This window comes from Bradyrhizobium sp. SZCCHNR1051, from assembly GCF_032489615.1.
Taxonomy (GTDB): domain Bacteria; phylum Pseudomonadota; class Alphaproteobacteria; order Rhizobiales; family Xanthobacteraceae; genus Bradyrhizobium.
In genome coordinates, this window is record NZ_JAUEYJ010000001.1 from 365,536 (window position 1) to 384,650 (window position 19,115).

Genomic DNA, 19,115 nt, shown 5'->3' on the forward strand with positions numbered 1-19,115 from the left:
TCCTCATCGGAATGCCACCTTCATGCCGGCCAAAAAGGCGCGCGGTGAGCCGGCGTAGATCGTCCCGGTGCCCGCCAGTCCCTGCACGCCGGCGCCCGTCACCGTATTCTGCAGGTTGTTTGCGGAGGCGATGTAGGTGCGGTCGAACACATTGCGGACCTCGAAGAAGACGTTCATCGACTTGAACGTATCCGAGGCAAGCTCGGTCTTGTAGTGGACGTTCAGATTGACGAGCTCATAGCCCGGTGCCTTCAGCAGATTGGCGTTGTCCATATAGAAGGAATCCTTCCACTGGACCTCGACGAAGGCACCAAGCCCCGCGAGCCTCCCGCTATGGTGATCGTATCCGAGCCGTGCGGTCAGCTCGTTCGGCGAGATGCCGGGAATCTTGTTGCCAACGCGGTTGAAGCTGAACAGCTTCGAGCCGCTCGCAAGGTTCTCGGTATATTCAGTGTAGACTTGGTCGAGATAGGTGTAGGCGGCGGTGAACCGCCAGCCCGGCAGAAACCTCCAGTCGGCCGCCAATTCGACGCCGCGATGCTCCGAGCGCGGTGCATTGAAGGTGTACGACGTGTTTTGCGTACCTGTGACGGCCTGGGTGACGATCTCGTTGCGAAAGAACTCATAGAAGCCCGTCGCACTGAAGGTCAGAGACCGGTTCGGCGTCCAGTCGAAACCGACGTCGTAGCCCAGATTGGTCTGCGACTTCAGCTGGGTGTTGTTGCCGAAATCGCCGGTTGGCAACACGAACAGGTTCGAGACCTGCGGCGTGCCATAGCCGGTGGCAACGCGGGCGCGCAGCAGCCAGTCGCTGTTCACCCGGTAGAGCAGCGCCAGCTCGGGAGCGAGATTGTCGAACTTCCGGTCCGCCGTCGTGATCGTCGTCGTTGTCGTCGCGCCGTAGGTATAGGCGGTGTTCACGCCGCGCAGATGGGTACGCTCCCAGCCGAGACCGGCCACCGCCGTCAGTGCCGCTGTCAGCTTGAGCTCCTCGCGCGCCCGCAGGCCGTAGTTGGTGGTCTCGCTCCAGGTGTTGGCCGAGAGGCCGCCGAGCGCCGCGTTGCCGCCGGGCACGACGAAGCGCGTATCTCCGGACGCGGTCAGCGTGTTGTAGAATGCCCCGAAGAGGGCGGTCGATTCCAGCCCGAAGATCTCACCCCGCCTGGTGATGTCGCTCATGTAGTTGTAGGACGGATAATCGCCGATCGCACTGGTCGAGCCGGTCGGCTGGCTGATGTTGCGGTCGTCGAACACGAACTGATTGCGCCAGCTCGTGTTGTTGTCGAAGTCGTGCTCCCAGCGCCCGCCCACGATGGTGCGGCGGTCGTTACGGCCGAGCCCGGCTTGCAGCGCGGTCTCCTGGTCCACCCCGCCGAGCGTATTGAGGCCGTTCTTGTTGAGCCCGACGGTCGCGCAGCCGGCTGCTCTGGACGCCCAGGTGGTGCAGCCCTGCTGGTACGGGTTTTGATAGTATTGGCTCAGCGTGTAACGGAGCGGCAGCCGCGTGACCAAGTCGTTGTTGATGATCTTGACCGTGAAGCGGTCATCGGGCGTCGCCTTGTAGGTGCCGAGGAAGTTGACGGTCTGGGTGTTGAACCAGCTGTTGCCGAGATAGCCGTCGCCGCGGACGTCGCTGGTGAACAGCGAGCCCTCGAAATTACCGACCTTCTTGCCGAACGTCATGTAGTTGCTGAGGTAGCCGAAGCTGCCGCCTTCGCTGCCGATCTCCGCGCCATCGATGCTGCCGCCCGGACGGGTGCGGAAATTGATCGCGCCTCCGGTCGCATAGTTGCCGTAGAGCGCCGAGGACGGCCCGCGGATCACGTCGACCGCACCGTAGGCGTGGGGATCGATCAGGTCGCTGCGCGACAGCCCGTCCGGCTGCGTGACGGGAAAGCCATCCTCGAACAGCGCGATGTTGCGGATGCCGAAGCCGTTGCGGGCATTGGAGCCGCGGATCGAGATGCCGAGATCGCGCGGTCCGTTGCCCTGCTTGAGCGAGACGCCGGGGCTTTCGCGTAGGATGTCGCCGACGGAAAACGCAGGCCGGTCATCGTAGCGGCTGCGGTCGATCGTGGTCGCGGTCTGGCCGGACGGCGACTGGCTGAGCTGGCTGCGAGCGGCGCCGTCACCCGAGGCTGGGTCGGACACCGCTCCTCCCTGCCCGGAGCTGCTGGCCACGGATGCGGCAGGCGGCTTCGGCACGTGAGTGCGGACGGATGTTGCCTGCGCGATCGGCTTGCGCACGGCCCGTTGTGGCGCGGCGCGCGGCGCGTCGACGGTGACGGACGGCAATTCCTTCTCGGTCTCGGCGCTCGCGATCGTGGCCGATTGCAGCAGCATGAGCTGCAGGGCGAGCACGCTCACACCACCAAGGGCATGACGACGGAACATGTTTGACTTCCCCGATGCCGGCTGCACGGCCGGTCTTCCTGGTTCAGAACGGATTGGCGCGCTGCTGCGGCGCCGATGACGATTTCTGTGCTCAGGAAAGGAAGGGAGGTCCTCTTGGTTGCGCCTGTGCCCGGGCGAGCAGATGAACGAGGCGGAGCTCGCGCGCAGTCCAGACGATGGACGCCGTCAGACGCAGCGGAGCCGCATCGAATGGCGCGGGCGGCGCGTCGAGCGCCGCGGCAGCGTGCAGCACGCAGCACATGACGCAGTCGAGGCCGCAGGCGGTGCGGTCGGTATCGCCATTCGATGGCGCCGCATCCGTCTCGGCATGACAGATCACCACCCCGCCAAACGGATCGGCCGTCGCGATCGTCACAGCCGTCATGGCGGACGCCGCCACTGGCGCTAGCACCTGCAACAGCATTGCTAGCAGGGCGACCGGCAGATATCGGCCGAGCTTTCGACGGAAGCGGGCGGCAGGCCCCCGAGCACGGCCGACCGCCACCAGCCGGCTCGCGAGCGAACCGGCTGTCATGGCAGCGTTCACCACCCGTTGCATCGAGGCCGGCCTCTCCGTCGGAGTCGCAGTGCGCCCGGCCTACATCTTCATGCCGGAATGATCGTGCTGCTTCATCATGCTGCCGCCCTCTCCGCCCGGCCCCTTGGCGCCGACCGCCTGCACCTCGAGCGTCACGGCGACCTTGCCGGCCTTCTCGAACTCCAGCGTGACCGGCAGCTTGTCGCCCTGCTTCAGCGGGCTCTTCAGATCCATCAGCATCAGGTGATAGCCGCCCGGCGCCAGCGCGACGGTCTTGCCCGGCTCGATCGTGAGTCCCTTGTCCAGCGGACGCATGGTCATGACGCCGTTGGTGACAGCCATCTCGTGAATCTCGACTCGCCCGGCGACGTCGCCCGTCACTGCGACGAGGCGGTCCGGCGCGCTGCCCTTGTTCTCGATGGTCAGATAGCCGGCGCCCGTCTTGGCGCCGCCCGGCGTGGCGCGGCTCCATGGCTGGGTGATGACGAGGTCACCGGCCTTCACATCCGCGGCGAAGGCGGCAGAAGATCCGCCCAACAGGAGAGCGAATGCAAGCAGAGAGCGTCCGAGGAAGGTCATGTCGGTTATCCTTTTCTTGGCGGCAATGCGCCGGCGGCTCGATCGATTGGCACGTGTCCGCGCGCCAGTCACGGCCGAGCAGACAACGCACGGTGGTTATGCGATTTGGGAGATAAGGGCCGCACAGCAGCCAGCGCGTCACGCTGCGGGCGGAGCCCTTGCCTGCGCGTTCGAGAAGGCCTTGGTGATCCGGCCGGCCGGATCACCGGCGCGCCACACGACCTCGCCCGATTCCCGTTGCGGTGTGGCGATGGCGGACAGCTCCGGCCCATCCAGTGTGACCGGCTGCGCCAGGCAGCACAGCGAACAGCCGTGGAGTGCGAGCTTCGCCGGCGACTCATCGTCCAACGACTGGGAACCAGACTGGCTGTGGCAAATTTCGAGGCCGCGCAGCGGGTCAGCCGCGGCTGAAGCCGCCGCCCAGGCAGCACCGATCGGCGCCAGGATCTGCACCATCAGTGCGATCAGCATGATCGGGAGAAACGCCTGCAGCCGCTGCCGCATCAAAGCCTGCCAAATGAACTGAATTCTTGTGCCCGAGCGAACGCCAGGAGTCGAGGTCGGACAAGGCACAGTCGGCACATTTCGCCAGCGGTCGTTGATTAAGAACAATCCCGCCGCAACCGATGGGCCGACCGCTTTCACGGTAATTCAGCACCCATCACGAGAAAACACGAAAATAAAACTCGTCAATTGCAAGCACTTACCGATCATTTCAGAGAGTGCGCGAATTTTGAACAATCGTTGCCGAAAAGGATGACAAACGCAAAAAGATCGTCTACGAATTTGGGCCTCAGGCTAACGCTTGCGGAAGTCTGGTGGTCCAAGTCTCGGGAGGAGCCCTGGCGCGCAACAAGCAGCGTCACCCCGCTTAACAAGATCAAATCTGAACTTGCGGGATATCTAAAGGGTCGACACAATTTCCGAGCAGGGCCCGCTGCCCTGCTCTATTTTTTTGCAGTCGTCGCAGCGCGCCACAATATTTCCCGTTAACGGTATCGCGGGCCGGATGAACGCCGCCTGAACACGCAATTACATCAGGCCACCGCAGCCGTCGCAAAGCGCTCCAATGGATCACGCCACCGCGCCTTGGCCGCTGGCCAGGGCAGTGTCACCGACAGCGGCTCGCGGCCGGTCACGGTCCAGCGCAGCACACCATCATCGATCGCGAGAATGCCCGCCGCCTCGGCCGGATCGCCCGAGATGAACGTCTCGGTCAACGACTGCAAGGTCAGATGCGGTGTGCCATCGACCGTCGTCAGCGTATTCCAATGAACATGGCCGGCGAGCGCGACGATCGGGCACGGCGCGTCCGCGATAGCCGTGCGGATTGCGTCGGTCTCGGCATAGGCCGCGTGTCCCGGATTGGCTTCGAAGTAGTAGTTGCCGATCTGAGCATGCCCTGACAACGGCACGTGGCTGACGAGCAAGGTTGGACGATCATCCTGCGCGAGCAGTTCGACCAGCGCGTCGAGATCGCCCGCGGAGAGGCGAAGGCCGCGCGTCGGCGTGAGAGTCACGTCGGGTTGCCAGAACACGCACCTGACATCGCCGATGATCAGGGCGCGCGACCCGCTCGGACGATCCATGATCGCTTCATTGTCGGCGAGACTGAGCAATGCGACATCATGATTGCCGCTGACGTGATGATGCGTCGGCGCAAGCTTTGCAAAACACATCGCGACATCGCTTTGCAGCAGACGATCGCGCTCGGGATCTTCGTCAGAAATCCGGTCGCCGAGATCGATGACCGCATCGATGTTTTCGGCGTTCACCTCCGTGACGAAGCGCTCGAGCAATTGCAGCGCCGCCGATCCCCGCTTCGTTGGTGTATCCCGGCCGTGATGGATGTCGGCGATCACGGCAATGCGTGTCGTGGCCAAAGGCTCTCTCCCAAAGCTGCGCTGCCGCGTACCACGAGCACATCACGGCTTTCTGACATCGCGCGTGCAGCGCGACAGTCGCTCGGTGCAACGCACAACATCCGGCTGTGGCGTGATCAATGGGGTTGTGAAACACTGCTGCTCTCGGCGGCGCGATCAATGACGCCGCCGGACAACGATGGGACAGGGAGCACGGGATGTCCGGCACTAAAAAAACGTCCACGACGAGGCGCGATCTTCTCCAGGCGGCGACGGCCGCGGGCTCTGCGGCGGCCCTTCTCGCCGGCTTCGGCATCAATCCGGCGATGGCCGCCGAGATGGGCCGCTCCGAAAAGCCCCTCAAGGCGGCCTTCTCCAATGCCGGCCTGCAGGCGACCTGGTGCGCCCAGGGCAAGCAGGCTGCGGAATGGTGGGGCAAGCTGCTCAATGTCGAGGTCACCTGGTTCGACGGTCAGCTCGATGCGGTGAAGCAGCGCGCCGCGATCGACAACATGGCGTCGCAGAAGTGGGATTTCGTCGCCATCCAGGCGTTCGGCATCGGAACGCTGACGCAGCCGGTGCAGAAGATGATCGATGCCGGCATTCCCGTGATCGACATGGACACGCTGATCGCGCCGCTGGATCAGATCAACGTCCATTCGTTCCTGGCCCCCGACAACGAATTCATGGGCGCATCGGTCACGCAGGCTCTGGCGACTGCGATGGGCGGCAAGGGCAAGATCATCATGACGCAGGGCGCGCTCGGCCACACCGGCGCGCAGGGCCGCGCCAAGGGCTTCAATTCGGTGATCAAGCAGTTCCCGAACATCGAGGTGCTGGACACGCAGCCGGCCGACTGGGACGTGTCGAAGGCGGCACGGCTGTGGGAGACCTATCTCACCAAATACCCGCAGATCGACGCGGCGTTCTTCCACAATGACGACATGGCGCTCGCCGCCTACAACATCATGAAGGCGCGCAACCGCACCAACATCCTGATCGGCGGCGTCGACGCCATGCCGCCGGCGATCCAGGCGGTCAGCGAGGGCCGCATGTTCGCGACCGTCCGCAATCCGTCCTGCCGTATTCATGGCGGCGCGATCGTCGCAGGCGTCGCCGCGGTCACCGCCGGCGAGAAGAGCGGCCAGGGCATTCCGAAGCACGTCATCACCGATGGGCCCGTCGTGACCAAGGCCAATGCCGCCGGCATGCAATGGATGGAGGATCACTTCCTGATCTGAAGTCTCTCCCCATGTCGAACAGCCGCCCGCCTCTTCTGGAATTGCAGGACATCACCAAGTCGTTCGGCGGCGTCACCGCGTTGCGCGGCGTCGACTTCACGCTTCGCCCCGGCGAGATCCATGGTCTCGTCGGGGAGAACGGCGCCGGCAAGAGCACGCTGATGAAGATCATCGCCGGCGTGCACACCGGCTTCTCCGGCCGTTTCCTGCTCGACGGCCGCGAGGTTCATTTCAACTCCGTGCGGGACGCCCGTGCGGCCGGCATCGCCATGGTGCATCAGGAGCTCAGCGTCGCACCTGATCTCACGGTTGCCGAGAACGTGTTTCTCGGCAACCAGCCGACCAATGCCCTCGGTATCGTGCAGTGGCGCCGGATGGCGCGCGAGGCCGCCGAACAGCTCAAGAAGCTCGGGATCGACGCCGATCCGATGAGCCGGCTCGGCGATCTCCCGATCGGACTGCAGCAACTGATCGAGATCGCGCGTGTGCTGTTCTCCGGCGCGCGCATCATCATCCTGGACGAGCCGACCTCGGCGCTGTCACCGCCCGAGGTCGAACGGCTGTTCGCGACCTTGCGCGCGCTACGCGAGCAGGGCACCGGAATCATCTTCATCTCGCACTTCATCGAAGACATTCTGCTCATCTCCGATGAGGTGACCGTCTTCCGCAACGGTCGCAAGATCATGGAGACACCTGCGGCCGATACCAGCAAGGCGGCGCTGATCGAGGCCATGATCGGCAAGGGCCGCGACGCGCTGGAGGACAGCTACACCCACGACATCACCCTGCCCGCGCCGCCGGCCGACAAGCCGGTGGTGGTCGAGGCCGCGGGCCTGTCGCTGGCGCGCAACTTGAAGCGCGTCTCATTTTCGGTGCATGCCGGAGAGGTGCTCGGCATCTACGGCTTCATGGGCTGCGGCCAGCTCGAGCTGGCGCGGATCCTATTCGGCAAGCTCGCGCCCGACGCCGGCGAGCTGCGCGTCTCGGGCGAGCGCAACCGCTTCAAGAGCACGGCGGATGCGCGCCGCGCCGGCATCGCCTTCGTGCCCGAGAGCCGCCGCGACATGCTGTTCCTGCAGGAGCCCGTCTACAAGAACGTCTCGATCAGCATCCTCGACCGCATCAACGCGGTGCTGCTGAAGCCGGCCCGCGAGCGCGCGCTTGCGAAGCGCCAGGTCGAGCAGTTGCAGATCCGTCCCGCCGACGTCGAGATCGACCTTGGCCTGCTCTCGGGCGGCAACCAGCAGAAGGTCGCGCTGGCCAAATGGCTCAGCCACCCGCCCCGGCTCCTGGTGCTGTGCGAGCCGACCCGCGGCATGGATGTTGGCGCCAAGAGTGACGTGATCCAGATCGTGCGGAAACTACGCGACCAGGGCATTGCCGTCATCGTGCTCTCGACGGAGCCGGAGACTGTCCTGTCACTGGCCGATCGCGTCATCGTGCTCAAGCGCGGCGAGGTCGTGCGCGAATTCGCCGGCGAGACCATCAGCAAAGACCGTCTGCTCGAGGCGGCGTAGGGAGATTGTCATGGCGCATGGCGAGACCGTTCCGATGCCGGAGGCGCAACCACGACGCGCCGGCGGGGTCGCAGCGCTGCTGCGCTCGCAGATGCGCAACATCGCGCCATTCCTGACGCTGATCTTCCTCACCGCGTTCTTCGCAATCGCGAGTCCATCCTTCGCCACGCTCGACAATGTCGGCAACATCCTGACCCAGGTGTCGGTGACCGGCATCATCGCGGTCGGACTGACCTTCGTGATCCTGTGCGCCGAGATCGACCTGTCGATCGCTGCCATCGCCAACGTGACCGGCATCGCGGTGGCCTATTTCACCTTGCAGGAGTCCTACGTCAACATCGCCAATTTGCCGATGCCCGGCTTTGCCGCCATCCTGCTCGCGCTGGCGCTGTGCGCGCTGCTGGGCGTGGTCAACGCCTTCGGCCTGACCGTGATCGGCATTCCCTCCTTCATCATGACGCTCGCGATGATGCAGATCGCCGCAGGCATTTCGGCCATGCTGGTGCGCGGCCAGATCGCCTACAAGGTGCCGCCCATCATCACGACGCTCGGCTCCGGCTCCTTGGCGGGGGTGCCCTGGATCGTGATCGTGGCCGCCCTCATGCTGCTGCTGGGGCACCTCGTGCTGACCTACACGCGGTTCGGCCGCTACGTCTACATGGTCGGTGGCAACCGCGAGGCAGCGGAGTATTCCGGCCTGAACGTCAAGCTGATCCTCGGCAGCGTCATGGTGATCTCGGCGGTGTGCTCGGGAATTGGCGGCATGCTCGGCGTGGCGCATTTCGGCAGCGCGCAGCAGAACGAGTTCGACACCTACCTGCTGGATTCGATCGCTGCCGTCGTGGTCGGCGGCACCAGCCTGTTCGGCGGCCGCGGCGGCATCGGCAACACCATCGTCGGCCTGTTCGTGCTCGGCGTGCTCAACAACGGCCTCGACCACGTCAACATCGACAGCTTCCTGAAGATTCTGATCCGCGGCCTGATCCTGCTCGCCGCGCTGGTGATCAACGTCTACGCGCAGCGGCTGCGCGCCAAGGCGGCGGATTGAGCGTGTGTCGTAGGGCGGTCGCGTGCCCACCATCGAGCTACGTGGCACGTGAGACATGGTGGGCACGGCGCGATCTGACAGTGCAAACGACGACAGACCGTCGCCGCGTGCCTTTGCCCACCCTACGCATCTGTTTCCGTCATTGCGAGCGAAGCGAAGCATTCCAGAGGCTTGCGAAGATTCTGGATTGCTTCGTCGCTTTGCTCCTCGCAATGACGTTGACCCCGTGAATCAAAAACCAGGCTGCCAGTGACGCAGCTCGCGCGCGGCGCGTGTCACGGCCTCGATCGACGTGAACGATGCCGTCTCCACCATCAGCGTTCGGGCCAAGCGCAATGCCCGCGCCTCGCAGGTCGCGCGCCGCTTCTCATCCTCGATCAGTTCGAAATCGATGTTGTGCGCCAGGCCGAGAATACGACGGATGATCTTCGCGGCTGCAAATCCGACGGCATCCTGGAACAGGCGCGCCATGAAGGCCTGACCTTCGGCCTCAAGCCGCGCAGTTCCTGCTTCACCGGGAAACAGCGAGAGCGGATAGGCATCGCCGGTGGCCTCGCTGCGCCACAGCGCCAGGAACTTGCCCGCGAACGTGCTCCACACCTGATCCACGGTGATCAGCACCCAGCCCTCGAATGCCGCCCTGTCGGCGGGCGCGCGCTCGTGTCCGGCCGACGCAAAATAGGCCATCAACAAGTTGGCCAGGACAGCACCGACGTCGAAGCCCATCGGGCCGTAGAAGGCGAATTCCGGATCGATCACCCGGGTCTCAGTCTCCGTGACCATGATCGATCCGGTGTGCAGGTCGCCATGGATCAGCGCCTCGGCGCTCGACAAGAACCTCAGCTTCAGCCGGGAGACCGCGACATGAAGATCGAGATCAGCACGAATGTCGGCCGCGGTCGCGTCGAGCCATGGTGAGGTCCAGCGATTCTGCTCAGCGATCCGATAGGGATCGGTGAAGATCAGGTCCTCCGTGATCTTGCACAGCGCGTGATTGCCGGCGAAGCTCGCGATCGCCTCCTTCTTCGCGGCGGCAGAGAGCGCCAGGTCGGACGAGAAGAACAGCGTCCGCGCCATGAAGGTCGTGATGTGATCGACGAAGGCCGGATAGATCGTGCCCGCGACCAGCCCCTTGCGCATGATGATGTGCGGCTCCAGCAGCTCCATCGCCGTCAGCGCCAGCGCCGGATCATGATGAACGATGGCCGGCACGAGGCCCGGGGCAAGGCGGTTCTGATGCGTCAGCGCCAGATGCTCATAGTGGGCGCGTGACAGCGGCAGCGGCCAGCTCTCGCCGACCAGCCGCACGTAAGGCAGCGCCTGCTTCACCGCGAGTCCGCCGGACGATCCCTTGACGATGAAGACGAGATTGAGGTTGCCATCGCCGACCTCGGTGATCGACCAGCGCTCGGCCGGTCCGCCGAGTTGCCCTGCAACTGAAGGGATCCCCGCGAGATAGTTTCGAAGATCAGTCTCGTTCAGAATGCGATAGCCCGATGGCGTCCCGTTCCGGGCCTCGGCCGATGTCGTCACGCGCAACCTCCCTGTCGAACTTGTTTTGACCTCCTATAGCAAAAAAGCCGACGCGCGTCCGCGCATCGGCTTCGAGAGAACGTTGTGCGATGCGAGCGGCAGCTAGAACGGAATCCCCATCAGCCGCGACAGTCGCTCGATGCTGAGATAGCCGGCCTGATAGGCCACCAGCGCAAGGCCGAAGATCACGGCCGACAGCAGCGTCGTCCAGATCAGGCGGCGTCCCATCAGGCTGATGGTCGGCGCCCCGGGATCGGTGCCGGGCGAGCCGCCGCCCGTCTCGTGCTGGCTGCGCACGCCGAACGGCAGGGTCACGAACAGCATGACCCACCACAGCACGAAGTAGATCGCGAGCCAGGTAGAGATCGTATAGGCCATGATCGCCCCGCTGCCTCAGGCCTGCTCGATCTCGACGAGCGCGCCGGAAAAATCCTTCGGATGCAGGAACAGCACCGGCTTGCCATGGGCGCCGATCTTCGGCTGGCCGTCGCCGAGCACGCGGGCGCCCTCCTTGATCAGCGTGTCGCGCGAGGCGATGATGTCGGCCACCTCGTAGCAGACGTGATGGATGCCGCCATCCGCATTGCGCTCGAGAAACTTCGCGATCGGCGACGCTTCGCCCAGCGGCTGAATGAACTCGATCTTGGTATTGGGCAGGGTCACGAACACGGTGATCACGCCGTGCTCAGGCAACGGGACGGCTGGGGATATCTCGGCGCCGAACGCCGCGCCGTAGATCTTGGCGGCCTTTTCGGCGTCCTTGACCGCGATGGCGACGTGGTTGAGCCGGCCCAGCATGACAACCTCCACTTTTCTTTTGAACCGCCGTTTGATCGGCCTGCGTCAGACTTCCAGGACGTGAACGAGACAGATCGGCTTCTTGCCCCATTGCTCATTGACCGCCGAACGCACCGCCCGCCGGACGGATTCTGCCGCTGCGTCCGAATCGCGTCGGCGCGCCCGCGGCAGCCCTTCGAAGGTCGAAACGACAGCATCGAAGACGATGTCGTCCATCTCCTCGCCCGCCGCATTCTTCTCGGGGATGCCGACCATGTCGACTTCCGGATCGTCGGCCAGCTCGCCCTTCTCGGTGATGGCGAGCGCCACGAAGATGCAGCCGGCAAAGGCCATCTTGCGACGCTCGACCACGGCGCGCGACTTCGAGTCCTCGACGATGGTGCCGTCCTTGTAGAGGCGGCCTGCCGGCAGCTGGTCGATGATTCCGGGATCGCCGGGACCAAGTTTGACAAGATCGCCGTTGCGGCAGGTGATCACCTTGGGCACGCCGCAGGCGCGCGCGAGTTGCGCATGCTCGTGCAGATGCAGCGCCTCGCCATGGACGGGGATCAGGAGCTGCGGCCGCGTCCACGCGATCATGTCGCGCAGCTCGTCGCGGCGCGGATGGCCGGAGACATGAACCAGATGATTGCGGTCGGTGATGATCTCGATACCCTGCTGCACCAGCCCGTTGATGACGGCGCCGACCGCCTTCTCGTTGCCGGGGATGGTGCGCGACGAGAAGATGACAGTGTCGCCCTTGTTCAAGGTGACCAGCGGATGATCGTCATTGGCGATGCGCGAGAGCGCGGCGCGCGGCTCGCCCTGGCTGCCCGTGCACAGCGCCAGCACCTTGTCGGCCGGAAAGTGGCCGTAGAGGTCCATGCCGCGGAAGTTCTGCACGCCATCGAGATAACCGGTCTCGCGCGCGACCTGGACCACGCGCTCCATGGCGCGGCCGACGATGACGACCTCGCGCTCGGCCGCGCGCGCCGCTTCGGCGACGGCGCGGATACGCGCGACGTTGGAGGCGAAGGTGGTCACGGCCACGCGGCCGCGCGCCTCCTTGACCAGGGTCGTAATCGTCTTGGCAACTTCGGCCTCCGACGGCGAGCGTCCCTCGCGCACCGCGTTGGTGGAATCCCCGATCAAGGCGAGAAGTCCGGCGTCGCCGAGCTCGCGCAGCCGCTTCTCATCCGTCGGCGCGCCCAACACCGGCGTCGGATCGATCTTCCAGTCACCGGTGTGCAGGACGGTGCCGACCTCGGTGTGGATCGCTAGCGCGTGCGATTCAGGGATCGAATGCGCGACCGGAATGAACTCGACGTTGAACGGACCGATGTCGACGCGGCCGCCGGAGGGGATCACCTTGACCGGGATCTTGGCCGGGAGGCGCTCAGCCTCGCACTTGGCCTCGAACAGCGCCGCGCTGAACTTGGTCGCGTAGATCGGGCATTTCAGCCGCGGCCACAGATCGATGATGGCGCCGAAATGGTCCTCATGCGCGTGTGTCAGCACGAGGCCGACCAGGTTGTTGCGCTCCTTCTCCAGGAAGGCGACGTCGGGCATGATCAGGTCGATGCCCGGCAGATGCTCCTCATCGCCGAAGGAGACGCCAAGATCGATCGCGAGCCACGAGCGCTGGTGGCGATTGCCGAGCCCGTAGATCGACAGGTTCATGCCGATCTCGCCGACACCTCCGAGCGGCGCAAATGTCAGTTCGTCGGGACGTGCCATCTAGACCGCTCCTTTGGATGCGACCGAGCCGAAATGAACATCACCGGCCGTGATCGGCTCCAATCGTCCCTCCGCGGTCCGCACCAGCATACAACCCTGTTCGTCGATCGTGTCGAAAATCCCCTCGATGATAGCATGTCCGGACCTGATGGCGACCGGCTGGCCGAGGCCTGCCGCCCGCTCCAGCCAGAGCCTGCGGATATCACCGAAGCCCCGCCCCTCGTTCCAGATGCCGAAATATTCGACCCAGGCATCCGACAGCGCCGAGAACAGATCCTCGGCGGTCACCTGGATGCCGAGGTCCGCCAACGATACCGCCGGTGTCGGGGTATCCAGCGGCGCCGCCACCACGTTGGTTCCAATGCCGGCGACCACCGCCAATCCGCCAGCCACCTGCTCCGCCTCGAGCAGCATGCCGACGATCTTGCGGCCGTCAGCGAGAACGTCGTTCGGCCATTTCAGCGCAAATGACGCGTGTGCTCCGGACCGCAGCGCAGCCTCGATGCTCACCTGGCGCAACGCGCTCTCGATGGAGAGGCCTGCGGCAAAGCCGAGTGTGGCTGCGATCGCAGGAGCCACGTTCAGCACTTCCAGCACGCTCGAGGCCAGATTGCCACGCGGGGCGATCCACGGACGCTGGCGCCGGCCGCGCCCGGCCGTCTGCTCCGATGTGACGAACCAGCATGGCGCCCTGCCGCCCTCTCGGGCTGACTTCAGCGCCTCGACATTGGTCGAGCCGGTCTGGTCGAACGTGACGAGTCCGTAGCCAGCCTTGGCGGCCTGGGACCCTAGCGCAAACGTCATCTAGAACAGCGATTTCGCCGCGGCCGCCGCCGCGCTGACGAGCGGGCCGGGATAGGCGAAGAACAGGATGTTGAAGATGCCGGAGATCGCGAGCACGGTGCGCAGCTCGATCCTGACGGGATCGAGCGTAGGCAGCGGCTCGTCGAAATACATCGTCTTGACGATCAGCAGATAATAGTAGGCGCCGACCACGCTGGTAAGGACGCCGATCACCGACAGTGTAAACAGCCCGCCCTTGATCGCGGCGACGAACACGTACCATTTGGCGAAGAAGCCCGCGAGCGGAGGAACGCCGGCCAGCGAGAACAGCAGCATCGCGAAGAAGAAGGCGAGCAGCGGATTGGTGCGCGAAAGTCCCGAAAAATCGCTGATCTTCTCGAACGACTGGCCGTTGCGCTTGATCGCCATGATCACGGCGAAGGAGCCGAGCGTCATCGCGACGTAGATCGCGATGTAGGTCAGCACGCCCTGCGCGCCCTCGACCGTACCGGCGGCGAGACCGACCAGCGCGAAGCCCATGTGGCCGATCGAGGAATAGGCCATCAGGCGCTTGATGTTGGTCTGGCCGATCGCGGCGAACGAGCCGAGCGCCATCGAGGCGATCGAGACGAACACGATGATCTGCTGCCATTGGAAGGTGATGCCGGGGAACGCGGTCAGCGCGACGCGCGCGAACACGGCCATCGCCGCGACCTTGGGCGCGGAGGCGAAGAACGCCGTCACCGGCGTCGGCGCGCCTTCGTAGACGTCCGGCGTCCACATGTGGAACGGCACCGCCGAGACCTTGAAGCACATGCCGGCGAACAGGAAGACGAGGCCGAAAATGATGCCGACGCTGCCGGTCTTCGTCGCCGCTGCGATCCCGGCAAAGCTCACCGTGCCGGTGAAGCCGTAGATCAGCGAGGCGCCGTAGAGCAGCATGCCGGAGGACAGCGCGCCCAGCACGAAGTACTTCAGGCCGGCCTCTGTCGACTTGACGTTGTCACGATGGCTGGCCGCGACAACGTAGAGCGCGAGCGACATCAGCTCGAGACCGAGGTAGAGCGTGATCAGGTCGCCGGCCGAGATCAGCACCAGCATGCCCAAGGTCGAGAGCAGCACCAGGATCGCATATTCGAAGATGCGGCGGTCCGGCGCCGACAGGAATTCGACCGACATGATCAGCGTCGCGATCGAGCCGATCAGCGCCAGGATCTTCAGGAAGCGCGCGTAGCTGTCAGCGATGAAGCTGCCGCCGAACGCCTGGCCGCCCGGCTGCCCGAGCACCAGGATGCCGACCACGATCAGCAGAGCGACCGCCAGCCAGGTGATGAGCCCCGTCGTCCCCTGTCCGCGAAACGCGCCCAGCATCAACAGCGCCATGGCCCCCACGGCCAACAGCAGCTCCGGCAACACCACCCAAAGCTGAGGCCCAAGATTCTCGATCATCGTCTGTGTCCCGACCCCTCAAGGTCTCATCATTGGAGCAGCGCGGCGGCCTTCACGGCCGTCACGGCGGTATTGTAGTTGTTGACGAGCTGCTGCACCGACGCCGCCGACATATCGAGGATCGGCTTCGGATAAACGCCGAACAGGATGGTCAGCGCCACCAGCGGAAACAGGATCACGCCCTCACGCAGGGTGAGATCCTTGATGCTGGCCAGCGACGGCTTGCTCAGCGCACCGAACACCACCTTGCGGTAGAGCCACAGCGCGTAGGCCGCCGAGAGGATGACGCCGAAGGTCGCGAAGAACGCGGTCGGGATCGACACCTTGAAAGTGCCGAGCAGGGTCATGAACTCGCCGACGAAGCCGGAGGTGCCGGGCAGGCCGACATTGGCCATGGTGAACACCATGAACACCAGCGCATAGACCGGCATCCGGTTGACGAGGCCGCCATAGGCCGCGATCTCGCGGGTGTGCATCCGGTCGTAGACGATACCGACGCAGAGGAACAGCGCGCCCGAGACGATGCCGTGGGAGATCATCTGGAACACGCCGCCGGCGACGCCCTGCATGGTGCCGGCGAAGATGCCCATCGTCACGAAGCCCATATGTGCCACCGAGGAGTACGCAATGAGCTTCTTGATGTCCTCCTGCATCAGCGCGACCAGCGAGGTGTAGATGATCGCGATCGCCGAGAGCGTAAAGACCAGCGGCGCGAAGTCGTGCGACGCCAGCGGAAACATCGGCAGCGAGAAGCGCAGGAAGCCGTAGCCGCCCATCTTCAGCAGGATCGCGGCGAGAATCACCGAGCCCGCGGTGGGCGCCTCGACGTGCGCATCCGGCAGCCAGGTGTGAACCGGCCACATCGGCATCTTCACCGCGAAGGAGGCGAAGAAGGCAAGCCATGCCCAGGTCTGCAAGGAGCGCGGCACCGCCGTATGCATCAAGGTCGGAATGTCGGTCGTGCCGGCGTTCCAGTACAGCGCCATGATGGCGAGCAGCATCAGCACCGAGCCAAGCAGCGTGTAGAGAAAGAACTTGAAGGAGGCGTAGACCCGGCGCGGGCCGCCCCAGACGCCGATGATCAGGAACATCGGAATCAGGCCGCCCTCGAAGAACAGATAGAACAGAACGAGGTCGAGCGCGGAGAACGTGCCAACCATCAGCGTTTCCAGGATCAGGAACGCCATCATGTATTCGCGCAGCCGGTTGGTGACCGACTTCCAGCTCGCGATGATGCAGAACGGCATCAAAGCGGTGGTCAGGATCACGAACGGCAGCGAGATGCCGTCGACGCCCATGTGATAGCTGATGCCGGCCGCCAGCCAGTTCGACTTCTCGACGAATTGGAAGTCGGTCTGTGCCGGATCGAAGCGCAGCACCAGGATCACCGACACCGCGAAGGTGATCAGCGTGGTCCACAGCGCGATCCAGCGCGCGTTGCGACGGGCCGCCTCGTCGTCGCCGCGCACCAGATAGATCAGCAGCGCGCCGACGATGGGCAGGAAGGTGACGACAGAGAGAATTGGCCAGGTGGTCATTGCTGGCCCCCCATGAACATGAACCAGGTGATCAGGCCGGCGACGCCGATCAGCATGGCAAAGGCATAGTGATAGAGATATCCGGTCTGGATCTTGACGACGTTGCGCGTGATGTCGAGCACCCGCGCCGAGACACCATCCGGACCGAACCCGTCGATGACGAAGCCGTCGCCCTTCTTCCAGAGGAAGCGGCCGAGCCACTTCGCAGGACGGACGAAGATCACGTCATACAGCTCGTCGAAGTACCACTTGTTGAGCAGGAACTTGTAGAGCAGCGGCTGCTGGGCGGCCAGCTCCTCCGGGATGTCCGGACGACTAATGTAGAAGAAGTAGGAGACCGCAAAGCCCAGCACCATCATGATGAACGGCAGTTGAGCGAGCCAGAACGGCATATGCTCCATGTCCTCCAGGATGTGCGGGTTCATCTTCAGCGACTCGCCGAAGAAGTGCTCGACACCATGGGGATCGGTGAACACACCCTTGAACGGGAGGCCAGCCAGAATCGAGCCTGCCGCGAGCACGCCGATCGGGATCAGCATCCAGATCGGGCTCTCATGTGCGGCATCGTAGTGGTGCTGGTCGTGCGGCGTGCCGAAGAAGGTCTTGAACACCAGACGCCAGGAATAGAACGAGGTCAGGCCGGCGGCGACAATGGTGAGGAAATACGCGTAGGTCGCAAACGGATTGTGTGCGGCGTACGCAGCCTCGATGATCGCATCCTTGGAGAAGAAGCCTGCGAAGCCGGGGAAGCCGGTCAACGCCAGCGTGCCGACCGTCATCACCGCGAAGGTGTACGGGATCTTGCGCCACAGGCCGCCCATGTTGCGGATGTCCTGCTCGTGGTGCATCGCGTAGATCACCGAGCCTGACCCTAAGAACAGCAACGCCTTGAAGAAGGCGTGCGTGAACAGGTGGAACATGCCGACCGAGTAGGCCCCTGCTCCCATCGCCACGAACATGTAGCCGAGCTGTGAGCAGGTCGAGTACGCGACGATGCGCTTGATGTCGTTCTGCACGAGGCCGACGGTCGCGGCGAAGAACGCCGTGGTCGCGCCGAAGAACATCACCACGGCCTGCGCATTGGGCGCGAGCTCGAACAGCGGCGACAGGCGCGCCACCATGAACACGCCGGCGGTGACCATGGTCGCGGCGTGGATCAGCGCCGAGACCGGGGTCGGACCTTCCATCGCGTCCGGCAGCCAGGTGTGCAGCAGGAACTGCGCCGACTTGCCCATCGCACCCATGAACAGCAGCAGGCAGGTCAGCGTCAGTGCGTCGGCATTCCAGCCGAGGAAGTTGATGGTCTTGCCCGCGAAGCTCGGCGCGGCGTTGAAGATGGTCTCGAAGTCGGTCGACTTCGCCAGCAGGAACACGGCGAAGATGCCGAGCGCGAAGCCGAAATCGCCGACGCGGTTGACGACGAAGGCCTTGATCGCGGCAGCGTTGGCCGACGGCTTCTGGAACCAGAAGCCGATCAGCAGGTAGCTGGCGAGACCGACGCCCTCCCAGCCGAAGAACAGCTGCACGAGGTTGTTCGCCGTCACCAGCATCAGCATCGCGAAGGTGAACAGGCTGAGATAGGCGAAGAAGCGCGGACGGTTCGGATCCTCATCCATGTAGCCGATCGAATAGAGATGCACGAGCGAGGACACGCTGGTCACGACGACGAGCATCACCGCCGTCAGCGTATCGACGCGCAGCGCCCAGGAGACCTGCAGCTCGCCGGAATTGATCCAGGGCAGCAGCTCCTTGACCCCGGCCTCATGATGCATGAAGCCGACGCTGATCAGCATCGCCCAGGATAGGCCGGCCGACACGAACAACAGCGCCGTCGTGATCACCTGCGCGGCCCAGGTGCCGGCCGCGGGCGGCTCGGCGACATGATGGTCATCGTGCCCATGACCGTGATCGTCATGTGCCTGCGCGTCGGCGGCGCCGTGGTGATGGCCGTCGTCGTGATGATGCTCGACCACATCGCCGCTCGGGTGGCGTCCATGCGCCCCCAGCAGCGCGATCAGGCCGGCCAGGATCGCGCCGAGCAGCGGCAGAAAGACAATGGCCTGGATCATTCGCCCGTCCCCTTACGCATGACCTTGCCGGCAAGCCGGCCCCCATCTGT

The 19,115-nt window shown here is 64.4% G+C and carries 16 protein-coding genes; 3 read left to right on the forward strand and 13 right to left on the reverse strand.

What is annotated here, in order from left to right; all coding sequences use genetic code 11:
* Positions 1-3: 3 nt before the first annotated feature.
* The 5 genes from QW868_RS01615 to QW868_RS01635 form a co-directional block, all read right to left on the reverse strand.
* Positions 4-2,394 carry a TonB-dependent receptor family protein gene (locus QW868_RS01615; protein ID WP_316229775.1) on the reverse strand — a complete coding sequence of 797 codons (2,391 nt, stop codon included), beginning with the start codon at positions 2,392-2,394 and terminating at the stop codon, positions 4-6.
* Positions 2,395-2,485: 91 nt separating this feature from the next.
* Positions 2,486-2,953 carry a DUF2946 family protein gene (locus QW868_RS01620; RefSeq protein ID WP_316229776.1) on the reverse strand — a complete coding sequence of 156 codons (468 nt, stop codon included), beginning with the start codon at positions 2,951-2,953 and terminating at the stop codon, positions 2,486-2,488.
* Positions 2,954-2,992: 39 nt separating this feature from the next.
* On the reverse strand, positions 2,993-3,511 hold the full coding sequence (locus QW868_RS01625; RefSeq protein WP_315738252.1) for a copper chaperone PCu(A)C: 519 nt from the start codon (positions 3,509-3,511) through the stop codon (positions 2,993-2,995).
* Between the two features lie 138 nt (positions 3,512-3,649).
* Entirely contained in the window at positions 3,650-4,015 is a 366-nt protein-coding gene (locus tag QW868_RS01630; RefSeq protein WP_315780229.1) for a DUF2946 family protein, read from the reverse strand.
* A gap of 533 nt (positions 4,016-4,548) precedes the next feature.
* Entirely contained in the window at positions 4,549-5,394 is an 846-nt protein-coding gene (locus QW868_RS01635; protein ID WP_316229777.1) for a metallophosphoesterase family protein, read from the reverse strand.
* 197 nt (positions 5,395-5,591) lie between these two features.
* Between QW868_RS01635 and QW868_RS01640 the strand changes: the two genes are divergently transcribed.
* The 3 genes from QW868_RS01640 to QW868_RS01650 are packed head-to-tail and all read left to right on the forward strand — an operon-like array spanning position 5,592 to position 9,179.
* Positions 5,592-6,614: a sugar ABC transporter substrate-binding protein gene (locus QW868_RS01640; RefSeq protein ID WP_315711569.1), complete on the forward strand. Its 1,023-nt coding sequence runs from the start codon at positions 5,592-5,594 to the stop codon at positions 6,612-6,614.
* 11 nt (positions 6,615-6,625) lie between these two features.
* On the forward strand, positions 6,626-8,131 hold the full coding sequence (locus QW868_RS01645) for a sugar ABC transporter ATP-binding protein (RefSeq protein ID WP_315780233.1): 1,506 nt from the start codon (positions 6,626-6,628) through the stop codon (positions 8,129-8,131).
* A 10-nt stretch (positions 8,132-8,141) separates the two neighbouring features.
* Complete coding sequence (locus tag QW868_RS01650; protein ID WP_315775060.1) at positions 8,142-9,179, forward strand: ABC transporter permease; 1,038 nt, start codon at positions 8,142-8,144, stop codon at positions 9,177-9,179.
* Between the two features lie 231 nt (positions 9,180-9,410).
* Here QW868_RS01650 and mtnK read toward each other — a convergent pair whose 3' ends face one another.
* The 8 genes from mtnK to nuoL all read right to left on the reverse strand — a co-directional run bounded on the left by mtnK (position 9,411) and on the right by nuoL (position 19,065).
* Positions 9,411-10,712 carry an S-methyl-5-thioribose kinase gene (gene mtnK / locus QW868_RS01655; RefSeq protein ID WP_316229778.1) on the reverse strand — a complete coding sequence of 434 codons (1,302 nt, stop codon included), beginning with the start codon at positions 10,710-10,712 and terminating at the stop codon, positions 9,411-9,413.
* Between the two features lie 102 nt (positions 10,713-10,814).
* Entirely contained in the window at positions 10,815-11,090 is a 276-nt protein-coding gene (locus QW868_RS01660; RefSeq protein WP_315756747.1) for a DUF1467 family protein, read from the reverse strand.
* A 15-nt stretch (positions 11,091-11,105) separates the two neighbouring features.
* Entirely contained in the window at positions 11,106-11,510 is a 405-nt protein-coding gene (gene mce / locus QW868_RS01665) for a methylmalonyl-CoA epimerase (RefSeq protein WP_315738260.1), read from the reverse strand.
* 45 nt (positions 11,511-11,555) lie between these two features.
* Entirely contained in the window at positions 11,556-13,226 is a 1,671-nt protein-coding gene (locus QW868_RS01670; RefSeq protein ID WP_316229779.1) for a ribonuclease J, read from the reverse strand.
* Complete coding sequence (locus QW868_RS01675) at positions 13,227-14,030, reverse strand: biotin--[acetyl-CoA-carboxylase] ligase (RefSeq protein ID WP_315780238.1); 804 nt, start codon at positions 14,028-14,030, stop codon at positions 13,227-13,229.
* On the reverse strand, positions 14,031-15,458 hold the full coding sequence (gene nuoN / locus QW868_RS01680; RefSeq protein ID WP_316229780.1) for an NADH-quinone oxidoreductase subunit NuoN: 1,428 nt from the start codon (positions 15,456-15,458) through the stop codon (positions 14,031-14,033).
* A gap of 29 nt (positions 15,459-15,487) precedes the next feature.
* Positions 15,488-16,996: an NADH-quinone oxidoreductase subunit M gene (locus QW868_RS01685; protein ID WP_316229781.1), complete on the reverse strand. Its 1,509-nt coding sequence runs from the start codon at positions 16,994-16,996 to the stop codon at positions 15,488-15,490.
* Positions 16,993-19,065: an NADH-quinone oxidoreductase subunit L gene (nuoL, locus tag QW868_RS01690; protein WP_315775067.1), complete on the reverse strand. Its 2,073-nt coding sequence runs from the start codon at positions 19,063-19,065 to the stop codon at positions 16,993-16,995. The genes QW868_RS01685 and nuoL overlap by 4 nt, the downstream gene beginning before the upstream one ends.
* Positions 19,066-19,115 lie beyond the last annotated feature (50 nt).

Bases quoted from the DNA above. Each gene is read 5' to 3' on its own strand.
- QW868_RS01615 (WP_316229775.1), bottom strand. From the start codon at position 2,394: ATGTTCCGTCGTCATGCCCTTGGTGGTGTGAGCGTGCTCGCCCTGCAG.
- QW868_RS01620 (WP_316229776.1), bottom strand. From the start codon at position 2,953: ATGCAACGGGTGGTGAACGCTGCCATGACAGCCGGTTCGCTCGCGAGC.
- QW868_RS01625 (WP_315738252.1), bottom strand. From the start codon at position 3,511: ATGACCTTCCTCGGACGCTCTCTGCTTGCATTCGCTCTCCTGTTGGGC.
- QW868_RS01630 (WP_315780229.1), bottom strand. From the start codon at position 4,015: ATGCGGCAGCGGCTGCAGGCGTTTCTCCCGATCATGCTGATCGCACTG.
- QW868_RS01640 (WP_315711569.1), top strand. From the start codon at position 5,592: ATGTCCGGCACTAAAAAAACGTCCACGACGAGGCGCGATCTTCTCCAG.
- QW868_RS01645 (WP_315780233.1), top strand. From the start codon at position 6,626: ATGTCGAACAGCCGCCCGCCTCTTCTGGAATTGCAGGACATCACCAAG.
- QW868_RS01650 (WP_315775060.1), top strand. From the start codon at position 8,142: ATGGCGCATGGCGAGACCGTTCCGATGCCGGAGGCGCAACCACGACGC.
- QW868_RS01660 (WP_315756747.1), bottom strand. From the start codon at position 11,090: ATGGCCTATACGATCTCTACCTGGCTCGCGATCTACTTCGTGCTGTGG.
- mce (WP_315738260.1), bottom strand. From the start codon at position 11,510: ATGCTGGGCCGGCTCAACCACGTCGCCATCGCGGTCAAGGACGCCGAA.
- QW868_RS01670 (WP_316229779.1), bottom strand. From the start codon at position 13,226: ATGGCACGTCCCGACGAACTGACATTTGCGCCGCTCGGAGGTGTCGGC.
- QW868_RS01675 (WP_315780238.1), bottom strand. From the start codon at position 14,030: ATGACGTTTGCGCTAGGGTCCCAGGCCGCCAAGGCTGGCTACGGACTC.
- nuoN (WP_316229780.1), bottom strand. From the start codon at position 15,458: ATGATCGAGAATCTTGGGCCTCAGCTTTGGGTGGTGTTGCCGGAGCTG.
- QW868_RS01685 (WP_316229781.1), bottom strand. From the start codon at position 16,996: ATGACCACCTGGCCAATTCTCTCTGTCGTCACCTTCCTGCCCATCGTC.
- nuoL (WP_315775067.1), bottom strand. From the start codon at position 19,065: ATGATCCAGGCCATTGTCTTTCTGCCGCTGCTCGGCGCGATCCTGGCC.